This window comes from Micromonospora endolithica, from assembly GCF_003626595.1.
GTDB classification, from domain to species: domain Bacteria; phylum Actinomycetota; class Actinomycetes; order Mycobacteriales; family Micromonosporaceae; genus Micromonospora; species Micromonospora endolithica.
In genome coordinates, this window is record NZ_RBAK01000008.1 from 261,429 (window position 1) to 282,147 (window position 20,719).

24 protein-coding genes and 1 tRNA gene are annotated in these 20,719 nt (G+C 74.6%); 7 read left to right on the top strand and 18 right to left on the bottom strand.

Going from position 1 to position 20,719, the window contains the following annotated elements; translation table 11 throughout:
* Nucleotides 1-50 precede the first annotated feature (50 nt).
* Both D7223_RS21130 and D7223_RS21135 read left to right on the top strand, forming a co-directional pair.
* Nucleotides 51-1,787, top strand: a complete 1,737-nt coding sequence (locus D7223_RS21130) for a dolichyl-phosphate-mannose--protein mannosyltransferase (RefSeq protein WP_120730134.1) — start codon at nucleotides 51-53, stop codon at nucleotides 1,785-1,787.
* A gap of 454 nt (nucleotides 1,788-2,241) precedes the next feature.
* Nucleotides 2,242-2,895, top strand: coding sequence for an HNH endonuclease family protein (locus D7223_RS21135; RefSeq protein ID WP_120730135.1), 654 nt, complete (start codon nucleotides 2,242-2,244; stop codon nucleotides 2,893-2,895).
* A 59-nt stretch (nucleotides 2,896-2,954) separates the two neighbouring features.
* Here the strand turns inward: D7223_RS21135 and D7223_RS21140 are convergent, their stop codons facing one another.
* Nucleotides 2,955-3,209, bottom strand: coding sequence for a hypothetical protein (locus D7223_RS21140; RefSeq protein ID WP_120730136.1), 255 nt, complete (start codon nucleotides 3,207-3,209; stop codon nucleotides 2,955-2,957).
* Nucleotides 3,210-3,349: 140 nt separating this feature from the next.
* On the opposite strand from D7223_RS21140, the gene D7223_RS34005 reads away from it, so the two are divergent.
* The gene (locus D7223_RS34005) at nucleotides 3,350-3,475 is read left to right on the top strand and encodes a hypothetical protein (protein WP_272948736.1); all 126 of its coding nucleotides are present in this window, start codon (nucleotides 3,350-3,352) and stop codon (nucleotides 3,473-3,475) included.
* Complete coding sequence (locus D7223_RS21145; protein ID WP_120730137.1) at nucleotides 3,468-4,124, top strand: 4'-phosphopantetheinyl transferase family protein; 657 nt, start codon at nucleotides 3,468-3,470, stop codon at nucleotides 4,122-4,124. The genes D7223_RS34005 and D7223_RS21145 overlap by 8 nt, the downstream gene beginning before the upstream one ends.
* A gap of 39 nt (nucleotides 4,125-4,163) precedes the next feature.
* Here D7223_RS21145 and D7223_RS21150 read toward each other — a convergent pair whose 3' ends face one another.
* The 9 genes from D7223_RS21150 to D7223_RS21190 all read right to left on the bottom strand — a co-directional run bounded on the left by D7223_RS21150 (nucleotide 4,164) and on the right by D7223_RS21190 (nucleotide 12,460).
* Nucleotides 4,164-4,652, bottom strand: a complete 489-nt coding sequence (locus tag D7223_RS21150; protein ID WP_120730138.1) for a molybdenum cofactor biosysynthesis protein — start codon at nucleotides 4,650-4,652, stop codon at nucleotides 4,164-4,166.
* Nucleotides 4,653-4,745: 93 nt separating this feature from the next.
* Complete coding sequence (locus tag D7223_RS21155; RefSeq protein WP_120730139.1) at nucleotides 4,746-5,219, bottom strand: VOC family protein; 474 nt, start codon at nucleotides 5,217-5,219, stop codon at nucleotides 4,746-4,748.
* A 34-nt stretch (nucleotides 5,220-5,253) separates the two neighbouring features.
* Nucleotides 5,254-5,901 carry a DUF4304 domain-containing protein gene (locus D7223_RS21160; RefSeq protein WP_238162139.1) on the bottom strand — a complete coding sequence of 216 codons (648 nt, stop codon included), beginning with the start codon at nucleotides 5,899-5,901 and terminating at the stop codon, nucleotides 5,254-5,256.
* A gap of 113 nt (nucleotides 5,902-6,014) precedes the next feature.
* A tRNA-Ala gene (locus D7223_RS21165) sits at nucleotides 6,015-6,088 on the bottom strand.
* 193 nt (nucleotides 6,089-6,281) lie between these two features.
* Nucleotides 6,282-7,064 carry a divisome protein SepX/GlpR gene (gene sepX / locus D7223_RS21170; protein ID WP_186832278.1) on the bottom strand — a complete coding sequence of 261 codons (783 nt, stop codon included), beginning with the start codon at nucleotides 7,062-7,064 and terminating at the stop codon, nucleotides 6,282-6,284.
* A 179-nt stretch (nucleotides 7,065-7,243) separates the two neighbouring features.
* Nucleotides 7,244-7,891, bottom strand: coding sequence for a GNAT family N-acetyltransferase (locus D7223_RS21175; RefSeq protein ID WP_120730141.1), 648 nt, complete (start codon nucleotides 7,889-7,891; stop codon nucleotides 7,244-7,246).
* A gap of 43 nt (nucleotides 7,892-7,934) precedes the next feature.
* Nucleotides 7,935-9,248 carry a molybdopterin molybdotransferase MoeA gene (locus tag D7223_RS21180; RefSeq protein WP_120730142.1) on the bottom strand — a complete coding sequence of 438 codons (1,314 nt, stop codon included), beginning with the start codon at nucleotides 9,246-9,248 and terminating at the stop codon, nucleotides 7,935-7,937.
* On the bottom strand, nucleotides 9,245-10,201 hold the full coding sequence (locus D7223_RS21185; protein ID WP_120730143.1) for a UTP--glucose-1-phosphate uridylyltransferase: 957 nt from the start codon (nucleotides 10,199-10,201) through the stop codon (nucleotides 9,245-9,247). Before D7223_RS21185 ends, D7223_RS21180 begins: the two co-directional genes overlap by 4 nt.
* Nucleotides 10,202-10,210: 9 nt before the next feature.
* Entirely contained in the window at nucleotides 10,211-12,460 is a 2,250-nt protein-coding gene (locus D7223_RS21190; RefSeq protein WP_120730144.1) for a GGDEF domain-containing protein, read from the bottom strand.
* A gap of 86 nt (nucleotides 12,461-12,546) precedes the next feature.
* Between D7223_RS21190 and D7223_RS21195 the strand changes: the two genes are divergently transcribed.
* Nucleotides 12,547-13,224: a 5-formyltetrahydrofolate cyclo-ligase gene (locus D7223_RS21195; RefSeq protein WP_120730145.1), complete on the top strand. Its 678-nt coding sequence runs from the start codon at nucleotides 12,547-12,549 to the stop codon at nucleotides 13,222-13,224.
* A 216-nt stretch (nucleotides 13,225-13,440) separates the two neighbouring features.
* Here D7223_RS21195 and D7223_RS33670 read toward each other — a convergent pair whose 3' ends face one another.
* Both D7223_RS33670 and D7223_RS21205 read right to left on the bottom strand, forming a co-directional pair.
* Complete coding sequence (locus tag D7223_RS33670; RefSeq protein WP_238162146.1) at nucleotides 13,441-13,668, bottom strand: hypothetical protein; 228 nt, start codon at nucleotides 13,666-13,668, stop codon at nucleotides 13,441-13,443.
* Between the two features lie 128 nt (nucleotides 13,669-13,796).
* A complete protein-coding gene (locus tag D7223_RS21205; protein WP_420330333.1) occupies nucleotides 13,797-13,988 on the bottom strand; it encodes a hypothetical protein in 192 nt (63 codons plus the stop codon).
* A 241-nt stretch (nucleotides 13,989-14,229) separates the two neighbouring features.
* Between D7223_RS21205 and D7223_RS21210 the strand changes: the two genes are divergently transcribed.
* Nucleotides 14,230-14,586: a hypothetical protein gene (locus tag D7223_RS21210; RefSeq protein ID WP_120730146.1), complete on the top strand. Its 357-nt coding sequence runs from the start codon at nucleotides 14,230-14,232 to the stop codon at nucleotides 14,584-14,586.
* A 12-nt stretch (nucleotides 14,587-14,598) separates the two neighbouring features.
* On the opposite strand, the gene D7223_RS21215 is transcribed toward D7223_RS21210, so the two are convergent.
* Nucleotides 14,599-15,081: a DUF2231 domain-containing protein gene (locus D7223_RS21215; protein WP_120730147.1), complete on the bottom strand. Its 483-nt coding sequence runs from the start codon at nucleotides 15,079-15,081 to the stop codon at nucleotides 14,599-14,601.
* 139 nt (nucleotides 15,082-15,220) lie between these two features.
* Here D7223_RS21215 and D7223_RS21220 point away from each other — a divergent pair, with 139 nt between their 5' ends.
* The gene (locus D7223_RS21220; RefSeq protein ID WP_120730148.1) at nucleotides 15,221-16,084 is read left to right on the top strand and encodes an oxygenase MpaB family protein; all 864 of its coding nucleotides are present in this window, start codon (nucleotides 15,221-15,223) and stop codon (nucleotides 16,082-16,084) included.
* A 20-nt stretch (nucleotides 16,085-16,104) separates the two neighbouring features.
* Here the strand turns inward: D7223_RS21220 and D7223_RS21225 are convergent, their stop codons facing one another.
* The 5 genes from D7223_RS21225 to D7223_RS21245 all read right to left on the bottom strand — a co-directional run bounded on the left by D7223_RS21225 (nucleotide 16,105) and on the right by D7223_RS21245 (nucleotide 20,699).
* Nucleotides 16,105-16,932, bottom strand: coding sequence for a RecB family exonuclease (locus D7223_RS21225; RefSeq protein ID WP_420330336.1), 828 nt, complete (start codon nucleotides 16,930-16,932; stop codon nucleotides 16,105-16,107).
* A gap of 137 nt (nucleotides 16,933-17,069) precedes the next feature.
* On the bottom strand, nucleotides 17,070-17,684 hold the full coding sequence (locus D7223_RS21230) for a MarC family protein (RefSeq protein ID WP_120730150.1): 615 nt from the start codon (nucleotides 17,682-17,684) through the stop codon (nucleotides 17,070-17,072).
* 40 nt (nucleotides 17,685-17,724) lie between these two features.
* Nucleotides 17,725-18,591, bottom strand: a complete 867-nt coding sequence (locus tag D7223_RS21235) for a PHP domain-containing protein (protein WP_120730151.1) — start codon at nucleotides 18,589-18,591, stop codon at nucleotides 17,725-17,727.
* Nucleotides 18,592-18,615: 24 nt separating this feature from the next.
* Nucleotides 18,616-19,800 (bottom strand): hypothetical protein, encoded by a 1,185-nt coding sequence (locus D7223_RS21240; protein WP_147252599.1) that lies wholly within the window; start codon nucleotides 19,798-19,800, stop codon nucleotides 18,616-18,618.
* Nucleotides 19,801-19,856: 56 nt separating this feature from the next.
* Nucleotides 19,857-20,699, bottom strand: coding sequence for a SigE family RNA polymerase sigma factor (locus D7223_RS21245; RefSeq protein ID WP_120730153.1), 843 nt, complete (start codon nucleotides 20,697-20,699; stop codon nucleotides 19,857-19,859).
* Between the last annotated feature and the right edge of the window lie 20 nt (nucleotides 20,700-20,719).

Here is a 20,719-nt window from a genome sequence, read left to right on the forward strand (position 1 = left end):
TTCGGGGACGACGGGCGCCACCGACCACCTTCGCAGCCTACGATCGCCAGGTGACCCAGGCGTCGACAGCGCACACCGACGGCCGGACCGGACCTGAACCACAGTCCGAGCCCGGCGACCACGATCCGCGGCAGCCCACCGTGACGGTCTCCGGTGACCCCGTGGACGAGTCCGCGTCATCCGACGGCGGGCTGCCCGGCGTCGTCCGGCGGCGCCTGGCCACCGTCGACGCCCGGCTCGACAAACGCTCCTGGCTCGCCACCGGGGTGATCGTCGCGATCGCGGCGATCCTCCGGTTCGTCGGTCTGAGCCATCCGCCCGGCAAGATCTTCGACGAGGTCTACTACGCCCGCGACGCGTGGGGGCTGGTCACCAAGGGCGTCGAGTGGAACTACAAGGACGGCGGCCCGTCCTACGTGGTGCACCCGCCGCTGGGCAAGTGGCTGATCGGGCTCGGCGAGTGGGCCTTCGGCTACTCCGACGCCGAGCACGGCATCTCGGTCCCCGGGCACCTGATCACCACCGCGCCGGCGTTCGGCTGGCGGTTCTCCGCGGCGCTGGTCGGCACGCTGTCGGTGCTGCTGCTGGTCCGCATCGGCCGGCGGCTGTTCCGCTCGACCGTCCTCGGCTGCGCCGCCGGGCTGCTGCTCGCGCTGGACGGCTTCCATCTGGTGCTGTCCCGCACCGCGCTGCTCGACATCTTCCTGCTCTTCTTCGTCCTCGCCGCGTTCGGCGCGTTGGTGCTGGACCGGGACGCCCGGCGTCGGCGCTGGGCACGGGCCCTGGACGCCGGGCTCGATCCGACCCGGCCCGGCCGTGCCGGCCGTCCGCCCGGTGGCTGGCGGAACTGGCCGTGGTGGCGGTTCGCCGCCGGGGTGCTGCTGGGCTGCGCCTGCGCGGTGAAGTGGAGCGCGCTCTACTTCGTGCCGGCGTTCGCGCTGCTGGTGCTGTTCTGGGAGGTCGGGGTGCGCCGCTCCGCGGGGGTGCGCCGGCCGTGGCGGGACACCGCGCTGGACGAGGTGCCCTGGATGGCGGTCGCCGGGGTGTTGGTGGTCGTCACCTACGTGGCGACCTGGTCCGGCTGGTTGATCGGCGACGAGGGCTACTACCGGGTGGTCGACGCGTCCCGCTGGCCGAACGCCCCGCTCAGCGACACCCCGGTGATCGGGCCGCTGGTCAACCTCTTCGAGTACCACAAGGCCGCGTACGGGTTCCACTCGACGCTGGACGAGCCGCACAAATACCAGTCGTGGCCGTGGCAGTGGCTGCTGCTGGGCCGCCCGGTCGCCTTCCACTGGACCGGCGAGGGCAGCTGCGGTGCGCCGTCCTGCGCCGAGGAGATCCTGCTGCTGGGCACGCCGCTGCTCTGGTGGTCGTTCCTGCCCGCGCTGGCCGCGCTCGCCTGGCTGGGCCTGGCCCGTCGGGACTGGCGCGCCGGGGCGATCCTGCTCGTCGTCGCGGCCGGGCTGGGGCCCTGGTTCTGGTTCGCGATCGACGGCGGCCGGACGATGTTCTCCTTCTACGCCGCGCCGGCCGTGCCGTTCCTGGTCCTCGCGGTGACCTACGTGCTGGGCGCGATCGCCACCCCGGGCGGCCCCCCCGACGACAGGGTCACCGTGCCGCCCGAGGCGACCGCGGACCGGCGGCTGGTCGGTGGCGTGGTCGTCGGGGCGTACGTGCTGCTGGTCGCGCTCTGCTTCGCGTACTTCTATCCGATCTTCGTCGCCGAGCTGTTGCCGTACGCCGAGTGGTCGGCGCGGATGTGGCTCGACGGCCGCTGGATCTGACCGACGGCGACCCCGGTCGGAGGCGGCCCCGCGCGCACGGCGCGGGGCCGCCTCCGACGGTCGCCGGGTACGGAGAAGGGCCCACACGCTGGAGCGTGCGGGCCCTTCGACGTTAGGGCGCGCCCCGATCGCCTGCCACGGGGGAAGCGGGCGATTGAGGCGCGCACGAGAAGCTTAACCACAGGGCACCACCGGCACAACGGGTCGACTTGGGTCAGATTTCCGACGGATGCCACGCGGGCCGGATGGTTTACATCCCGCACCTGACGGACGGTTATCAAAGGGAAACGGGGTGCGTCGAACGGACCCTTCGCCATCCGGTTTACGCGTCCCGGGCGGATTCTCCAAACGTATCGACCAATTTCGCTCCCTGGTCACCTACCGTCGGACCAGCCGGAACCCGACCCGACTGGACTGTCGGCCAGCCCGCCCGACGACACCACTGGAGCCCGCGATGACCCGTTCCCTCCGCTGGATCGGTGGCCTGCTGGCCGCCGTCACCCTGTCGACCCTCGGCCTCACCACCCCCGCCCGGGCCGCCACCGTCTCGGTGCCGCTACGCACCCTCATCGCCAACCTGCCGGTCGCCTCCGAGGTCCGCACCGGCTACTCCCGGGACCTGTTCCCGCACTGGATCGACGCCGACGGCGACGGGTGCAACACCCGCTACGAGGTCCTGATCGCCGAGGCCACCACGGTTCCGTCGGTCGGCTCCGGCTGCTACCTGTCCGGCGGGCGCTGGTACTCCTACTACGACGCGGCCTACTGGACCAACCCGGCCGACCTCGACATCGACCACATGGTCGCGCTCGCCGAGGCGTGGGACTCGGGCGCCCGGAACTGGTCCACCTCCCGCCGGCAGGCGTTCGCCAACGACCTCGGCGACGTACGCTCACTGGTCGCGGTCACCGACAACGTCAACCAGGCCAAGGGCGACCAGGACCCGGCCACCTGGCTGCCGGCCCAGGAGCGGTGCCGCTACGCGCGCGAGTGGGCGGCCGTGAAGACCCGGTGGCGGCTGAGCGTCGACACCGCCGAGAAGAACGCGCTCACCAGCCTGGGCAACTCCTGCACGAACGTGACCGTCACGGTGACCCACGCGTTCTGACCCGGACGCGCCGGCGCGGGGCGGGTGCGGCGCACCCGCCCCGCGCCACGTCACGGTCCTCAGGGTCGCGAAGCCCGGGGCAACCAGCCGATGAACCGCTCCTGCAGCGACGTGCCGGCCGGCGGGCGCAGGTCCTGACTGGCGGCGGCGAGGCAGGAACCCAGGTAGACGCTGAGCATGGCCCGGTCCACCTGGTACTCCTCCAGCAGCCGGCGGCGTTTCGTCACGCACGGCCACTCGTCGCCGCAGGTGCCACAGGTCCAGCCGGGCGTCAACGGGACGTGCTCGCCCACCCTGGGTTCGGTACCGGTCATCGCGCTCCCTCTCCGGGACACCGCACCTGCTCCTCCCGGAGCGCACGGCGTCGACAGTGGAGGGCCGTCGCTCCCCAGAGACGGCCCGAACAGCTTCACGCAACCCACCGGTGTTACATCCTGCGGTACGTTGACCGATCATGGCCGAATTGACGCTCACCATCGTCCAGGTGTCGGGCCGGAACCCGCCGCGCCGGCCGCCCGGCGCGCTCCGCGCCGGGTGGGGACGGCGGGCCGCGTACCTGCGCGGGGTGGGCGGTGCGTGACCTGCTGCCGGCGGCGGTCGCGGTGGCCGTGGCCGGTCCCGCCGACTTCGTCGGCGAGCTGCTCCCCGCCGAACGGGCCTGCCTGGGCGAACGGGCCGTGCCGAGCCGGCGCCGCGACTTCACCGCCGGACGCGTCTGCGCCCGGCGGGCGATGACCGCGCTGGGCCTGCCGCCGCACCCGGTCCCGTCGTCGGCCGACCGCTCACCGGTGTGGCCGCCCGGGGTGGTCGGGGCGATCACCCACACCCGCGGCTACTGCGCCGCGGTCGCGGCCCACGCCGCCGAGGTCCGGGCCGTCGGCATCGACGCCGAGCGACCCCGCCAGCTCGAAGCGGGCGTACGCCGAATGATCTGCTCGGCCGAGGAGGAGGCGCACTGCGCCGGGCTGCCCGCCGGCACGGCCTGGCCGGTGGTGCTGTTCAGCGCGAAGGAGACCGTCTACAAGCTCTGGCACCCGATCGTCGGCACCTGGCTGGACTTCCACGACGCGGCGGTCGAACTGGACCCGTCGTCGGGCACGTTCACCGCGCGGATCTCGCCGGCCCGGATCGCGGCGGCACCGGTGGCCGACCCGCCCGCGGTGATCGTGGGCCGGTTCGCGGTCGAGGAGGACCTGGTCCGGACGGCGGCGCTGCTGCACCACCGCTGAGGGCTGGCGTCGGTCAACCGTGCGGTGCGCCGACCCGGCTCACGCACCGACGGCCTCCCGGTCGACGGTGGCCCGGACCGGGCCGAGGCGCAGGACTCCGTCGTCCAGCGGGGTGCAGCGGACACCGCCCCGCCGGCGCAGCGCCCGGAACGCACCCGGCCCGATCGTGACGTCCATCCAGGCACAGGGGTTCGCCGGCCGGTTGACCCGCAGCCGCACCGGCCCGTCCCCGGAGTCCAGGGTCAGCACCGCGCCGATCAGGTCGTCCACGGACAGGCCGGCGGTGAGGATGTTCCGGCGTACCTGCACCAGGTCGACGCCGGGCGGCAGCGACTCCCGGGCGATGATGGTGACACTGGCGTTGCGGTGCGCGGGCTTGGCGAAGTAGCGGTCGCCGACGACGCCGAGACCCGCCCGCAGCTGGATCTCCCCGACCAGTTCGTCCGGTGGGGCCGGCGCCGGACCGTCCGCCGGCCGGCCCGCCAGGCGGTGCACGGGTGAGGCCAGCAACTGGACGATCTCGGGCACCCGTCGAGTCTAGGCAGGTTGTTCCCGTCCGGCTGGGCGATGCCCGACCCGGCCCCGGGCCCGAGGCGGTCACCACCCGGATCGGGCACCCGCTCAGTGGTCGCCGAGCTGCCGGCGGGCCTCCCGCTCCATCATCGCGTCGAAGCGTTCGTCACGTCTGCCCTCCGGCCGCCGCGCGGTGTAGACGACGGTGTAACCGTCCGGGTCGGTCAACCGCAGGTCGCGGGTGTTCCACGGCGTCTCCGCCGGGCCGTCCACAAGCCCGCCGCCGTGCCTCCGGGCGCGCTCGGCGACGGCGTCCAACTGCTCGGCGGTGGCCAGGAAACTCAGCGTCCACTCGCCGCCTGCCGGCGGCAGTCCCGGGCGCACCAGGATGTCCTGGTACCGCCAACGGCGGAGGTGCACCAGTGCCGGTCGGGCATCCGGGCCGGGCATCGAGAACAGCGAGATGAAGTCGAGCCCGTTGACGTACCAGTCGACGGTGCGGGAGATGTCCGCGACCGTCATCGTGACGAAAGCGGGCATGCCGTAGATGTCCCGGGTGATCTCGGGTGTGATGTCGTCCATGTGGGCGACGGTAGAGACTGACGTAACGGGAGACTCAACCGTCGTGGGCGCGGGCGGCGTCGGCCTGCTCGGTGGCCCGGGTCTGACGGTTCGCGTACGCCCAGACGGTCCTGGTCGGGACGGAGTTGTGGGTGGCCGGTGGCCGCTCCACGAACAGCAGGTGCCGCAACACCTCGGTCGGCCCCTGTTCCGCCAGCAGCCAGGCCCGCAGCAGCCAGGCGCCCGGCCCGAGGATGCCCGGGGGCCGTTCGAGGACGACCGCCCGATCCAACAGGGGCAGCAGGTGCGGCATGATCTCGTCCAGGTGCCGGCGGATCTGAGCGGACACCTCGCCCGCGGTGTTGTCGTCCGCGACGCGCCACTGGTCGTCGCCGGAGAGGCCCGAGGAACCGAGCCGCCGCCGCCAGATGCCGTCGACGTGTCGCGGTAGCGCGGTCGCCGGTCGGCCGGTTCGTTGCCGGTCCCAGGCCCACGTCGGTGCCAGCACCAAGGCGACGTTGAGATAGAAGACCTTCTCCGACGTCGTGGAGTGGTCCGAGATCTGCACCTCGACGACGAGCGCGTCCCCCTCGTCCGAGAACCGGCGGAAGACCTGCCCACCTGCTCCGGGCGTGAAGCCGTGCCCGGCGAGGTCAGCCGACAGCTCCCGCAGGAAGCCTTCGAACGCCCTCCGCACCGTCACTGGCAGACTCCGTCCCCTAGTTTGTCGACGTCCACCCGTGCGCCAGTCATGATGCCGTTCGGATAGATCGAAAAAGGCCGTCTCCCACCACGGGAAACGGCCTTCGAACTGGGTGGAGCTGAGGGGATTCGAACCCCTGACCCCCTCGATGCGAACGAGGTGCGCTACCGGACTGCGCCACAGCCCCTCCACCGGCGGACCGGCATCGGTCCCACCCGGCTTTCACCGGGCGGGCCGGCGCCAAGGCTAACAGGTCCCGCCCCGCGACGGCGAATCACCCCCGGCGCGCCGACCGCTTGATCCACCCGTGTTCCCGAGAAGTCGGGGTGTCCAGGGGCCGGGACACCCCGGCTTCCCGGAAGTCGAGTGGATCAAGCGGGTCAGGCCGAGTGGGAGCCGCGGCCGGACTGGTAGGGGCGGCCGCGTAGCCCTCCCGCACGCCGGTAGGAGACCGATCCGCCGTTGGCCGCCGCCGGCAGGTCGGCCGGGCGGTCCAGGCCCATCGCGGCGCGGCGTACCACCTCGCGCTGGGCCGCCAGCCGGCGCTGCGCCTCCCGGCGGGCCGCCGCCCGGCGGGCCTGCTCGCGCCGGACCTCGGCCTGGCGCGCGGCCAGCCACGCCGCCTCCCGGGCCCGCGCCCGCCGCCGCCGGGCGTCCGCCAGGGCCTTCGACCGCAGGTGTACGACGTACGCCACGAGCAGCGTCCCGGTGACGCCGAAGCTGATCCAGAAGCCGGGGCCGACCACCGCCACGCCGACCAGCTCGACGAAGTTGAGCAGGAGCAGCGCGGCGAGGACCCGGCGCCGGCGGTACACGGCAGGGGTGTGCGGCCGGCGGGGCGGCGGGCGGCGGCGGGCGCCACGCGGTGCGGGCGGGACGGCACGCAGACGGCCGGGGCGACGACCCGGCGCGGGTGGCGCGGACACCGGCACCCCGGCGAAGTTCTCGCTCAGCGTGACGACGACGGAACGCGGTGGATGCACCGGCTCGCGACCCGGCACAGTACGGCGTCGCCGGCGGCGCTGGAGCACCCGCGCCGTCGACTGCGCCCGCTCCGCCGCCAGCCGCTCGGTGGCGTCGTACCGACGGACCAGCGCCGGGGCGAGGGCGAGCAGGCCGGCGGCGGCGAGGACGGCGAGGAGCACCGAGGTCGGCACCCTCACCCCTCCCGTCACCGAGTTCGGGACAACCGCGTCCCGTCCGCAGGATCTTCCGCCGATCACGCTGGGGGACGTGGATCGTACGGTCGGGCAGCGCTTGCCGCAGCTTGCAGTTACTTGAGGTTACGGGCGGTCCTCCCCCGATGGTGCCACGGCGCGCCGATCGTCACGCGTGGGACGATTCACCGGGTGGGCGCGCGCAGCCGGTGCCAGCGGGCCAGCAGCCCACCCTCGGCGGCGACCTCTTCGCTGGTCATCGCGTAGCCGATGTGGTCCCGCCAGGCGCCGTCGATGTGCATGTAGCGCACGTGGTACGCCTCCTCGCGGAAGCCCAGCTTCTCCACGACCCGGCGGGAGGCCCGGTTCTCCGGGCGGATGTTCACCTCGATCCGGTGCAGCCCGCCCGGTCCGAAGGCGTGGTCGACGGCGAGCGCCATCGCGGTGGGGATCACGCCACGGCCGGCGACCCGGGAGTCCACCCAGTAGCCCACGTACCCGGAGCAGAACGCCCGCCGCACGATGCTGCCCACGTTGAGGTGGCCGACCAGCCGTTCCCGCCCCTCCTCGCGCAGGCAGACCGCGAACGGCATCCCGTCGCCGGTCCGCGCCGAGCGGCGCTGTTCCCGATAGACCCAGCGGAACGCGGCCGGCGAGTTGAGCTCCTCCCACCTGCCCGGCAGCGTCGACTCCCACGGCGCCAGCCACGCCTGGTTGGCCCGGCGGATCTCCGCCCAGGCGGCGGCGTCGGAACGCCGGTACGGTCGCAGCACCACCGGCCCGTCGGTCAGCACCACCGGCCAGCCGGGCGGACGGGGTCCCAGGAGACTCACCCGGCCGATCCTCCACCGGCAGCGGGGGTGCGGGCAAGCATGTTCATCGGCGCCTGTCCATGAGTAGGACGTCCACCGTGGATCCGGCGGCGGCGGCGGTGACGCGCTCGCCGAGGACCAGCAGGCCGTTCGCCTCGGCCAGCCCGGAGAGCGTGAACGGCCCGCCGCTGAGCGGTTGGACGGTGTAGCCGCCGCCGCGCCGCTCGGCGACGTGCGCCGGCCGGAACTCGCGCAGCCCGGCCGGCGACGACACGGTCTCCAGCAGGTGCGCGCGGACGCTGGGCCGGAACACCGGTTCGGCGCCGGCCAGCAGGTTGATCGCCGGGCGGGCCAGCACCTCGAAGCCGATCAGGGCGGCGCCGGGGTCGCCGGGCAGGCACACCACCGGCACCTCCTCGGCGCCGACGGTGCCGAAGCCGAGCGCCGTGCCGGGGTAGAGCGCCACCTCGGTGAAGGCCACCGGCCCGGCCCGGCCGCCCTCGCGGCGGGACAGGATGCGCCGGACCATGTCGCCGGGCCCGGTGCCGGTGCCGCCGGTGGTGATGATCAGATCGGCGCGCAGGGTCTGGTCCTCCAGCAGCCCGCGCAGCCCCTCCGGGTCGTCGTCGCAGATACCCACCCGGTACGCGTGCGCCCCGACCTCGGCCGCCGCCGCGGTCAGCGCGTGCGAGTTGGCGTCGACCACCTGGCCGGGCTGGCTGGCCCGGCCGACGTCGACGAGTTCGTCGCCGGTGGCCACCACCACCACCCGGGGGCTGGGCCGCACCACCACGTGCCCGATGCCGGTGGCGGCGAAGACCGCCACCAGCGCCGGGGAGACGTACGTGCCGGCGCGGGCGAGCAGGGTGCCGGCGGGCAGTTCGGTGCCGGCGCGGCGGACACCGTACCCGCGCTTGGGGACCCGGTGGATCTCCACGGCGGCCATGCCCTGGTCGGTCCACTCGACCGGCACCACCACGTCGGCGGTGATCGGCAGGGGCGCGCCGGCGGCCACCGAGAAGCAGGCCCCGGGGGTGAGCCGGACCGGCCGCCAGCTGGCCGCGCCGAGGTCACCGACGACGTTCAGCCGGATCGAGCGCCCACCCGGCCCACCCGGCTGGGCCGGGACGTAGCCCACGCCCCGGCCGCCGGAGGCGATGTCCTCCCAGCGGGCCGCGTACCCGTCGACGGCGGCCTGGTCGAAGGCCGGGAAGGAGTGCGGCGCCCGGACGTCCTCGGCGAGGACGTTGCCGTGCGCCTGGGTGAGGTCGAGGTCGAGTGGCGGCAGCGCGCGTAACCTGCGCAGCACGCTGCCCAGGTAGTCGGCGAGCGGCGTCAACTCGTTCGCGGCCGCCTCGGCGTCGGCCGTCGCGGTCATGTATTCGGACCGCCCGACGCGTCGGAGTTGACGAACTCGGCCAGCCACTTGCGGAACTCGGCGCCCAGGTCGTCGCGCTCGGAGGCGATCTGCACGACGGTCTGGAGGTAGCCCAGCGGCATGCCGGTGTCGTAGCGGGTGCCCCGGTAGACGATCGCGTGCACCGGCGTGCCCTCGTTGCGCAGCAGCTCCATCGCGTCGGTCAGCTGGATCTCGCCGCCGCTGCCGGGCTCGGTCCGGCGGATCGCGTCGAAGATCGTGCCGGGCAGCACGTAGCGGCCGAGGACGGCGAGGTTGCTCGGCGCGTCCTCCGGCTTCGGCTTCTCCACCATGCCGGTGACCCGGACGACCTCCCCGATGTCGCTCAGCTCCGCCTCGGCCGGTTCCACCGAGGCGATGCCGTACCGGGAGGTCTCGGCCGCGTCGACCTCGAAGAAGGCGAGCACCACACCGCCGGTGCGGGCCTGGAGCTCCAGCATCGCCGGCAGCAGCGGCTCGGCGGGCTTCACGAACTCGTCGCCCAGCAGGACCGCGAAGGGCGCGTCGCCGACGTGCGACTCGGCGAACCCGACGGCGTGGCCCAGGCCGAGCTGCTCGGGCTGCCGGCAGGTGTAGATGGCGGCCAGCTCCTCGGTCCGCTTGACGGCGGCGAGCAGCTCGGGCTTCTTGGCGAGCCGCTCCTCCAGGTCGGGGCGGCGGTCGAAGTGGTCCACCATCGATGTCTTGCCCCGGCCGGTGATCAGCAGCACGTCACCGATGCCGGCCTGGGTGGCCTCCTCGACGATGTACTGGAGGACCGGTCGGTCGACCACCGGGAGCAGCTCCTTGGGCACCGCCTTGGTGGCCGGCAGGAACCGGGTGGCCAGGCCGGCGGCCGGGATGACGGCCTTGACCGCGCGGGGACGACCGGATGCGGCGGTCGCGGATGAGGGGTTCGCAGAGTGCTCCGACATGCCGCGAGACTATCGGCCACGGCTCTGTCGTGGCGGGTGAGGACCGGAAGACGCGCCGCCGCCGGAGGCCGGGTGCGACGAGCCGGGGAGGGCCGGCGCGGTGCCGGCGTCCACCTCGTCCGCGTCGGCCGGCACCACGTCCGCCGGGGCCGGCCGCCGGTGCGCGCCGGCCCGGGGCAGGCCGTCGGAGGGGCTGACCGCGTGGACCGGAACGGGGATCTCCCGGACCGGCGGGGCCGCCCGGGGCAGGTCCGCGAGCCGCCAGGTGTCCCGACCGCCGGCCTTCGCGGCGTAGAGCGCCTCGTCGGCCGCGTCCAGGACCTGCTGCCCGCTACCGGCGTGACCCGGGAAGACGGCGATGCCGATCGAGACCGTGACCCGGATCGCGAGGGTGCCGCCGTGCGCGTCGACGGTGATCGGAGTGTCCCGGACCGCCGCGCCGAGCCGCTCGGCGACGATGGCGGCCCCCCGGGCGTCGGTCTCCGGAAGCAGCAGCACGAACTCCTCGCCGCCCTGCCGGAACGCCAGGTCCACCTCGCGGATCTCCCCCCGGACCCGGCGGGCGAACTCGGCCAGCACGGTGTCGCCGGCAGTGTGCCCGTGGGTGTCGTTGACCGCCTTGAAACGGTCCAGGTCCAGCGCCAGGACACTGAGCATCCGGCCGAACCGGCTGGCCCGCTCGACCTCCCGGCGGATCGACTCCCGCAGGTAGCGGTAGTTCCACAGGCCGGTCAACGGATCGGTCAGGGACAGCCGCTGCGCCTCCTCGTGCACCCGGACGTTGTCCACCGCCACCGCCGCGTGCCCGGCGAAGGTGCGCAGGGTGATCAGGTCGTCGTCGTCGAACTCGTCACCGCCCAACCGGTCGTAGAGCGCCAGCACCCCGAGCGCGCCGACCGCCGGCTCGGGCCCGTCACCCCGGCCGGTCGCTTCCGGCCCGTCCGCCGGCGCCGGCGCGGCGAACGGCACCGCGACGTACGTCCGGCACGGCGGCTCTCCCGGTGCCATCTCACCGGGCTCCACCCGCCCCCGGCGCGGTTCCCCGGTCACCGCCACCGCGCCGACCGGGCCGGTGCCCAGCGGCACCCGGTGCGGTCCCGGACGTTCGTCGGTCGGGCCGGGATCGTCCAGTCCCTCGGTGCACTGCGCCACGAGCGCCCCGCCGGTGTCGACCAGCAGCACCGCGCCGGCCCGCGCGCCGGTGGCCGCGATCGCGCTGTGCAGGATGACCCGCAGGATCCGCTGCCGGTCGTGGGTGCTGGCCAGCGTGTCGCCGAGCACCGCCAGGTGCCCGCGCAGCTGGTCCCGGCTGCTGGTCAGGGCGGTCACATAGGTGCCGGTCTCCCGGGTCATCCGGTTGAACGCGCCGGCCAGGCGGCCGATCTCGTCCCGGGTCCGGACCGGCACCCGGGCGGTCAGGTCACCCCGGGCCACCCGGTCCACCGCACCGGCCAGCTCCACCAGGGGCCGGGTGGTCACCCGGGCCAGTCGCCCGGCCGCCGCCACCGCCAGCAGACCGGCCAGCAGCACGGCGGCGACCAGCGCCACGTACAGGCCGGGCGGGCGGTCACTGGGCACCGAGAGCACCAGCGGCAGCGGCTGGCCCGCCGACGGGCCGACACGACGCACGTACCGACCGTCCGAGGTGCCGGCCACCCGTTCCCCGTCCAGCGCGCCGGCGGCGGCCAGCACCGCGTCGCGTACGCCGGTCGACTCGGTGGTGTGCCGGAGCCGGACCGGCGCGCCGGGACCGTCGAGGAGGGTGACCGCCACCCCGGTCACCGCCGCGAGGCGGGCCACGAAGGCCGGGTCGACCGGCTGCGCGGCGGCCACCGTGCCCAGCGACGCGCCGGAGCGGTCGCGCAGGTCCACCCGGACGGCGAGCGCCCCGACCGGGCCGGGCGCGCCGCCGCCGGCGGCGCAGTCCCGCCAGGGTGCCGGCGGCGCGTCCGGCGTGGCGTAGGTGGTCTGCCCGGCGACGTCGGTGAGCAGGATCGCGGCGGCCAGGCCCCGGCTGACCACCTGCGCCGCGGCGGCGGGCCGGTCGCCGGTCAGGGCGACCGCGTCGGCGGCGGCCCGCAGCTGCTGGCAGAGGGCGTCGACCGAGGTCCGCACGGCCGCCGCGGCCACCGCCAGCCGCTCGGCGGAGCGGCTGCGGTCGACCGCGACCACGGTCGAGCCGACGAAGAACGCCCCGAGCAGTACCGGGCCGAGCACCACCACCAGGAAGGCTGCGGTGAGCCGCCCGCGTAGCGTCACTCGGTCCCCCCGGAAGTTCCGCCGGCCGATGCTTGCGATGCTGACACAGCGCCACCACAGGACCAGCGTTGCGTCAGGAGTGTTGCGTGCCGGATTTTTCTGATGGAGCGGAAGTGACCCATGAGGCGAAGCGCGACGCCCGCGCCGCGCTGCTCGCCCGCCGGCGCGCGCTGACCGCGCCGCACCGGGCGGAAGCCGCCGGGCGCGTCCAGGCCGAGCTGGTGTCGTTGGTACGTCGGCTGCGCCCGCGCCGCGTGACGGCGTACGTTCCGGTGGGCTCCGAACCCGGCGGCCCGGACCTGCCGGCGGTGCTGTACGCGGCGCTACCGGCCGGCGCGGAGCTGCTGCTGCCGGTGCTGCGTGACGACCTGGACCTGGACTGGGCGGCCTGGACCGGCCCGGACGGGCTGGTCGCCGCCGGCCGGGGGATGCGCGAGCCGGCCGGGCCACGGCTCGGCGTCGGCGCGGTGGCCGGGGCGGAGCTGGTGGTGGTGCCCGCGCTGGCGGTGGACCGCCGTGGACTGCGGCTGGGCCGGGGCGGCGGCTCGTACGACCGGGCGTTGACCCGGGTGGCGACCAGCACGCTGACCGTGGTGCCGCTGCACGACGGTGAGCTGGTCGAAGCGCTGCCCGCCGAATCGCACGACCGCCCGGTCCGCGCGGTGGTCACCCCCGCGGGGGGCCTGCGTACCCTGGACGCCGCCCCCGCCGACGACACGGGTGTCGCGCGCCACACGTCCGCTGGACGAACCCGGGGACGATGACGCACCATTGGCACTCGAAGTCGTCGAGTGCCAACCGGCCGTGCCAGATCCGGAGGAGAACGTGCCCACGTACCAGTACGCCTGCACCGCGTGCGGCCAGCAGCTCGAGGCGGTGCAGTCCTTCTCGGACGAGCCGCTGACCGAGTGCCCGGCCTGCGAAGGGCGGCTGCGGAAGGTGTTCAACTCCGTCGGAGTCGTGTTCAAGGGTTCCGGCTTCTACCGCACCGACTCCCGGTCCTCCGGTTCGGAGACCGGCTCCGGCGGTGCGGCCAAGCCGGCGAAGACCGGCGGCGACTCCGGCTCGTCGGGCGGCTCGACCGGGTCCTCGTCGACGTCGAACGGCTCGTCCGGCTCGTCGAACTCGTCCGGCTCCTCGGGCTCGGGCGGCTCGTCCGGTTCGGGCGGCTCGTCCGGCGGCGGCTCGACCAAGACCTCGACGGCCACCGCCTCCTGACCTCGCCGTGACGACGCCGGCTCCCGGGTAGGACACCGGGGGCCGGCGCGTTCGCGTGACGCCGTTCGCGTCCGGCATCGTTCACGTCCGGCGTCGTTCGCGTCCGGCGTCGTTCGGGTCAGCCCCAGTGCGGTGGGCGCTCGGCGAGCAGCCAGTCGTCGTTGCCGCCGCCGGGCTCGCCCCAGCCCCGATCGGTGTCGTCGGAGGTCTGCTCGGGCAGCACCACGAAGTCGTCGTCGGTCAGGTCGACCTGCCGGTCGTCGTCGGGAAGGCCCGGCACGCCCGGATCATCGATGCTCACGAGCGGCAAGACTAGCGCAGCGAGCGATGGCCAGCGGGCTGTCGGAGCGCGGGCGGCACACGTCGGGCGTGCGTCATGTCGCCGTGACATGAAAATGTCGCAGCGAAATGAAGCGCTCGCGCGTCCAGTGGTGCCGCCGGCCGGCGGAGCCCCGAAACAGGGCAGAGCCGCGAAACAGGGCAGAGCCACGAACGGCGGCGCCGGGTCGACCGGCAGCGCCCGACCGGCGGCGTTGGTAGCGTCGGACGTCGTGACGACCCCCGGCACCGGCCCCGACCCGGACCACTACTGGCGGCGGCCCGATCCGACCTCGCAGCGGCCCACGAACCCGCCGCAGCCGCCCGAGGGCCGCGCCGGCCCGGCGCGCCGGCCCGGCGACGGGGCGGACGGCTACGCCGGTCCCCCGCCGACCACGCCTCCCCCGGTCGGGTGGCGGCCGCCGGTGCACGTGCAACCCCCACCGCCCCGGCGGCTCCCCCCGCAGGACGCGGCCGACCTGGACGCCGCCGAGCAACGCGCGCAGCGCGTCACCCAGGGCGTCGGCGTGGCGGTGGCGGTGGTGCTGGTGCTCCTGGTCTGCCTGCTCTGCTCCCGGCTCGTTCGCTGACCAGGGCCTCGGTCAGAGGGTGTTGCCCCACACGGCCTCGGCACCGGAGTGACCGGTGAGATAGACGTACACCAGGCTGGCCGCGGCCAGCGCCACCACGACCACCGACAGCGCCGGGGTCAGCCAGGACGGCAGCTTCGGCAGTCGGGGGTGCCCGCTGGTCACCGCCAGCAGCGCGATGGCGCCGATCCCGAGCGGCAGGGTGTAGCGGAACAGCAGGTCACCGTAGCGGGAGTGCTCGAAGATCTGGTCGACGATCGGGCCCTGCAACCCGCGGGCGGTGAACACGTCGGTGAGGCGCTCACCGGACTCGACCGCGACCCAGGCGGTCACCGGCGCCACCACCGCCGCACCGAGCACGGCCCAGTCCAGCCGGGACCGGAACCGGGGCAGCGCCACGTACGCGATGGACAGCACCGCCAGCAGTGGCACGAACACCACCACCGCGTGCACCACCAGCACATGCACCGGTAGACCCATGATCTGCTCGAACATCGAAACCTCCGGCGGTACGCGTGGCGGGCTGCCAGCGTACGGCGCGCCGGCCGGCCAGCCACAGGGCTCTCAACGGGCTACACGCATCGCGTCATGATCCGGTTCACCGATGCCGGCGCGCCGTGGCACTCTTGGTCAGGTGGACTCCGATGACCTCGGCCTCTTCGGTCCCGGATCGGTCACGTGGAAGCTGCACGAGGAGCCGATCCTGATCGTCGCCGGCCTGCGCTCGCTCTATCTCCAGGCCCTGCACCCCCGCGCGATGGCCGGGGTGGCCCAGAACAGCAACTACCGTACGGACGCCTGGGGCCGCCTGACCCGCACCGCCGACTACGTGGGGACCACCATCTACGGCACCACCGCCGAGGCGGAGGCGGCCGGTGCCCGGCTGCGCCGGCTGCACGCCCGGCTGCGGGCCACCGACCCGTTCACCGGCGAGGAGTTCCGCGTCGACGACCCGGACCTGCTGCGCTGGGTGCACGTCACCGAGGTCGAGTCGTTCCTCGACACCGCCCGCCGCGCCGGGCTGGCGTTGACCGACGACGAGGTCGACGGCTACTACACCGAGCAGCGCCGGGTCGCCGCCCTGGTCGGCCTGGACCCGGAGACGGTCCCGTCCACCGCCGCCGAGATCGCCGACTACTACCGGCGGGTCCGTCCGGAGTTGCGGATGACCCGCGAGGCGGCGGAGACGGCGCTGTTCCTCACCGCGCCCCCGCTGCCGTGGAAGCTGAGCCTGCCCGCGCGGGTCGGGCTGAACCTCGGGCCGCCCCGCTGGGCGTACCTGGGCATCGCCGGCACCGCGTTCGCGCTGCTGCCGGCCTGGGCCCGGCGGTTGTACGGCGGTCTCGGCCTGCCCACCACCGCGCTCTCCGCCGACCTGACCGTACGCGCGCTGCGGCTGGCGCTGACCACCCTGCCCCGCCGCTGGCGCGAGGGCCCGATGCAGATCGCGGCGAAGGAGCGCGCGGCCCGCCTCGCCGCTGCCCCGGTCACCGGCTGACCCCGGTCCCGGCGGGCCGGTCAGCCCTCGGCGGGCCGGTCGACGGCCGCCCAGGGGTCCTTGCCCGGCGCCTGTGCGCCGGCCGGGCAGGTGCGTCGGTAGTCGCACCAGCCGCAGCGCGCCCCCGGGGTGGTGGGGAACGCCTCGTCGGCGTCGCCGCCCTCGGCGACCGCCTTCTCGGCGGCCATGATGTCGCGGGCGGTGTCCTCGGTCCGGGACAGGTGCCGGGCCAGCGATTCCGCGGTGTGGTCGTGCGCGGCGACCGTGCCACTGGGCAGGTGGTGCAGCTCGACCCGGCGGCACGGGCGGCGGAACACCCGTTCCGCCGCGTACGCGTAGAGCGCCAGCGCGCGGGAGCCCCGCGCGTCGTCCGCGTCCAGTCCGGTGCGACCGGTCTTGTAGTCGACGATGGCCAGCTCGGGCCCGGACGGCCCGGGCCGGGAGTCGATCCGGTCGGCGCGGCCGTTGAAGGCCAGCACCGAGGTCTTCACCGCCACCACCCGTTCCACGCCCATCGGGTCGGCACCCGGGTCGAGCGTCTCCACGTATGCCTCGAGCCAGCCCAGTGCCCGCCGGTACGCGGCGCGTTCCTGCTCGTCGTCGCGGTAGCCCTCGCGGACCCAGGTGCCCTTGAGGAGCGAGGCGAGCACCTCCGGGCGGCGCCGGTCGACCGGCAGCGCATACCAGTTCTTGAGGGCGGTGTGCACGCTCGCGCCGAGCGAGTTGTGCGCCCAGGGCGGCCCCTTCGGCGGGGCCGGACGGTCCAGGTAGGAGTAACGGTAGCGCCGGGGGCAGTCCTCGTAGGCCCCGATCTTGCTGGGGGTGCAGACGAACAACCGCTCCGGCATGCCCGCGAAGCCGAGTTGCTCGGGCTGCTGGTCACGGGGCCGGGGAGCCCGTCCGCCGGTGGCGGAGGGTCGGCCGGAGGATGAGGACCGTCGCACACCACGATCCTGCCACCCGGGACCGACAGTTCCGGCGGCGGTCAGCCCTGGTTCACGTACTGCGTGACGAAGGCGGCGACCGCGTCGGCGATGAGCTGCACCGCGATGGCGGCCAGCAGGAGACCGGCGATCCGGGTCAGCACCTCGATGCCGCCGGGTCGCAGGATCTTGACGATGCCGCCGGAGAAGCGCAGCACCACCCAGACCGCGACCATCACCGCGACGATCGCGGCGGCGATGGCGGTGAAGTCGGCCGCACCGTCGGCCTGCTGGACGAAGAGCATCGTGGCGACGATCGCGCCGGGCCCGGCCAGCAGCGGCGTGCCGAGCGGGACCAGCGCGATGTTCGAGGTGACCTGCTGGCTGGGGTCGTCGGCCTTGCCGGTGAGCAGTTCCAGGGCCACCAGCACCAGCAGCAGGCCACCGGCGGCCTGCAACGCGGGCAGGTCGACGTGCAGGTAGTCGAGGAGGGTCTGCCCGGCCACCGCGAAGATCACGATCACGCCGAGCGCCAGCGCCACCGCCTGCCAGGCGGCGCGGTTGCGGTCCCGGGCCGGCAACGGGCCGGTCAGCGCGAGGAAGATGGGCATCATGCCCGGCGGGTCGGTGATCACCAGGAGGGTTACGAACACCTCGCCGAAGAGCTTGAAATCCACCCGCTCAACCTAGCCGCGCCGTCCGGGGGCGAAACACGGATCAGGCGTAAGCGATGCCGGTCACTCCGGACGCCTCGGCGACGATCCGTTCGTACGCCTCCTCGGCGGTGGTGTGCGCGCCCAGCCGTACCGTCTTGTGGGTTCCGTGGAAGTCCGACGACCCGGTCACGATCAGGTCGAGTTCGGCGGCGAGGCCGCGGACGTGCGCCCGCTCGGCCGGCGAGTGGTCCTCGTGGTCGGCCTCCAGCCCGGCCAGGCCGACCGTGGCCAGTTCGGCGATCAGCGTGTCCGGCACGATGCGGCCCCGCCGGGTGGCCCGCGGATGGGCGAACACCGGCACACCGCCGGCCGCCCGCACCAGCCGCACCGCGTGGAAGACCTCGATGTCCTCCTTCGGCAGCCGGTACCGCTCGCCCAGCCAGTCCGGCCCGAACGCCTCGTCGGTGGTGGCGACCAGGCCGGCCCGGATGAGCGCCTGGGCGATGTGCGGGCGCCCCACCGTTCCGCCGGCCGCGCCGGCGAGGATCGCCGGCCAGCTCACGTCCACGCCGTCGGCGCGCAGCAACGCCACGATCCGCTCGCCGCGTTCCTCCCGCGCCGCCCGCACCCGGGCCAGCTCCGCGACCAGCTCCGGGTGGTCCGGATCGACGAGGTACGCGAGCAGGTGCAGGGGCAACGCCGGCTCGGCGCCGAACCACCGGCAGGAGATCTCCGCCCCGCGCACCAGGCGCAGGCCCGGTGGCAGGGCGCGGACGGCCGGCTCCCAACCGGCGGTGGTGTCGTGGTCGGTGAGCGCCAGCACGTCCAGTCCGGCATCCGCCGCCGCGCGCACCAGTTCGGCGGGGGTGAGGGTGCCGTCGCTGGCCGTCGAGTGGGTGTGCAGGTCGATCCGGGCGGCCGAGGTCATCGCCCGACGCTACCGGGCGCGCGGTCAGGAACCGTTACCGACGACCGGCAACGCGCGGCTCGCGCCGTCCAGGCCGGCGAGCGGGCCGGCCGAGGCGTTCCGGTCCGCCTGCACCGCCGCCGCTTCGACCCGGACCAGCGTCCGGCCGCCGCTCACGTGCACGGCGGTGTCGTCCGTCCAGGCGACCGCCCCGGTGACCGGCGGCCCGGCCGGTCGGGCGTTCACCACCGTCTCCAGGTCGACCAGGAGCGCGCTGTCCCGGCCGTTGGCCAGCAGCAGCCGACCGTCCGGGGAGACCGCGCCGTGGCCGTCGGTGCCGAGGACGGCTCCGCAGATCGTCCGCTCCGGGGCCAGGTACCGCTTCGGATCGAGCAACGCCACGCAGGGGCGGCGCGGCGTACCGGTGGAGACCTGGGCGACGACCAGGCCGTCGGGCCGGGTGCCGTAGACATGGGTGGTGGTGCGGTCCGTCCCGGTGGACAGCTTGCCGGTCGGCGGGTGCCACAGGGCGAGGCCGGGAAGGTCGGGATCGAGGCGGATCACCACCTGGTCGCCGGTGAACCCGACCGGAACGGCGCCAGCGGGTGCCGGCCGGCGGACCACGGCGACCACCCGCCGGTCCAGGATCCCGCCCTTGCCCAGCTTCGTGCCCTCCCGCCAGGCCACCTGCCGGCTGTCCTGACTCAGCACGATCTCGTCGGCGCCGGAGAGCAGCACCTGGGGCGGGCTGTTCGGCCGGACCGCCCACAGGGAGCGGCCGGCGGTCGTCGGGGCGCCGATCACCAGCCAGCCCTCCGCGTCCCGGAAGCGCTGGACCCGGTCGACCGGCCGCACGCCGGTCAGCGTCACCCGGGTGCCGGCGGCGGTGGCGAGCACGTCACCCAGGACGAGGTCGACATCGGCCGGCAGCCCGGGGTGGACCCCGGGGGACGCCACCGGCGCGGATGCCGACGTCGTCGGGTACGGGTCGCCGAGCACGACGACCGGGGCGTCCGGCGGTGTCGGCTCCTGGGTGAACCGGGTGACCCCGGCACTGGCCAGTACCGTGGCCAGCGCGGCGAGCGTCACGCCGGACAGGGTGCGTCGCCGCTGCGACCGGCCGGCCCGGCGGATCGCCACGCCGGCCAGGTCGGCCCGGAGCACCGGTGGTACGGCGGCCTGGCTCGCCAGGCTCTCCCGTACCGCCCGCTCCAGCTCGTCCCCGCTCATGCTGCTTGAACGCGCCGGGGTGCCGGTGCGGTTGTCAGGACGGCCGGTCGAGCCGGTCACCGTCGTTCCCCGGTCCCGGCCGGCATCGCCTCGGCCGCAACGGCACGATCCACCACGTCGCCCGGCGCGCCGGTCACCGGGTCCGCCCGGCCGTCCCCGGCCGACGGGAGCCGCCCCGGTCGGGTGCCGGCGGTCGGTGAGCCGGATCGGACAACCGCGGCCGGCAACGGGGCCACCGTCGGCAGGCCCGGCCGGGGTTGGCGGACCGCCGCGGCGCCGACCGTGGGTTCGCCCACCGCACCACCCGCCGTCGGAGCACGGTCGCGGGGCCCGGGTGCCACCGCCGGTCGGGGTACGGCGGCCCGCCGTGCCGGAAGCGCCGACTCCTCCGGCAGGTCGACCGCACCCGCGTCGACACCCATCCGCCGGCGCAGCGTGGTCAGGGCCCGGGAGGTCTGGCTCTTCACCGTGCCGGGCGAGATGTCGAGCAGGGCCGCGGTCTGCGCCTCCGACATGTCCTCGTAGAAGCGCAGCACCAGCACCGCCCGCTGCCGGGCGGGCAGCGCCCGCAGATGACGCCAGAGCAGGTCCCGGTCGAGCTGTCGCTCGATCTCGTCGACCGCCGCCCGCTCGGGCAGCACCTCGGTGGGTCGCTCACCGTGCCAGCGTCGCCGCCACCAGCTGGTCGATGTGTTGATCATGACGCGGCGGGCGTACGGCTCCACCGCCTCGATCCCGCCGAGCCGCTTCCACGCCAGGTAGGTCTTGGTCAGGGCGGTCTGCAACAGGTCCTCGGCGGTGGCCCAGTCCCCGGTCAGGAGGTACGCGGTACGCAGGAGCGCGCCGGAGCGGGCCGCGACGAAGTCGCGGAACTCCTCCTCGCGCGGATCCCTGCTCACCGCCGGACACCTCCATGACC

Coding starts and splice junctions, on each gene's coding strand:
- D7223_RS21225 (WP_420330336.1), bottom strand. CDS start 16,932: ATGCCGGAGCGGTTGTTCGTCTGCACCCCCAGCAAGATCGGGGCCTAC.
- D7223_RS21215 (WP_120730147.1), bottom strand. CDS start 15,081: ATGTTCGAGCAGATCATGGGTCTACCGGTGCATGTGCTGGTGGTGCAC.
- D7223_RS21235 (WP_120730151.1), bottom strand. CDS start 18,591: ATGACCTCGGCCGCCCGGATCGACCTGCACACCCACTCGACGGCCAGC.
- D7223_RS21240 (WP_147252599.1), bottom strand. CDS start 19,800: ATGAGCGGGGACGAGCTGGAGCGGGCGGTACGGGAGAGCCTGGCGAGC.
- D7223_RS21180 (WP_120730142.1), bottom strand. CDS start 9,248: ATGACCGCGACGGCCGACGCCGAGGCGGCCGCGAACGAGTTGACGCCG.
- D7223_RS21140 (WP_120730136.1), bottom strand. CDS start 3,209: ATGACCGGTACCGAACCCAGGGTGGGCGAGCACGTCCCGTTGACGCCC.
- D7223_RS34005 (WP_272948736.1), top strand. CDS start 3,350: ATGGCCGAATTGACGCTCACCATCGTCCAGGTGTCGGGCCGGAACCCG.
- D7223_RS21185 (WP_120730143.1), bottom strand. CDS start 10,201: ATGTCGGAGCACTCTGCGAACCCCTCATCCGCGACCGCCGCATCCGGT.
- D7223_RS21135 (WP_120730135.1), top strand. CDS start 2,242: ATGACCCGTTCCCTCCGCTGGATCGGTGGCCTGCTGGCCGCCGTCACC.
- D7223_RS21155 (WP_120730139.1), bottom strand. CDS start 5,219: ATGGACGACATCACACCCGAGATCACCCGGGACATCTACGGCATGCCC.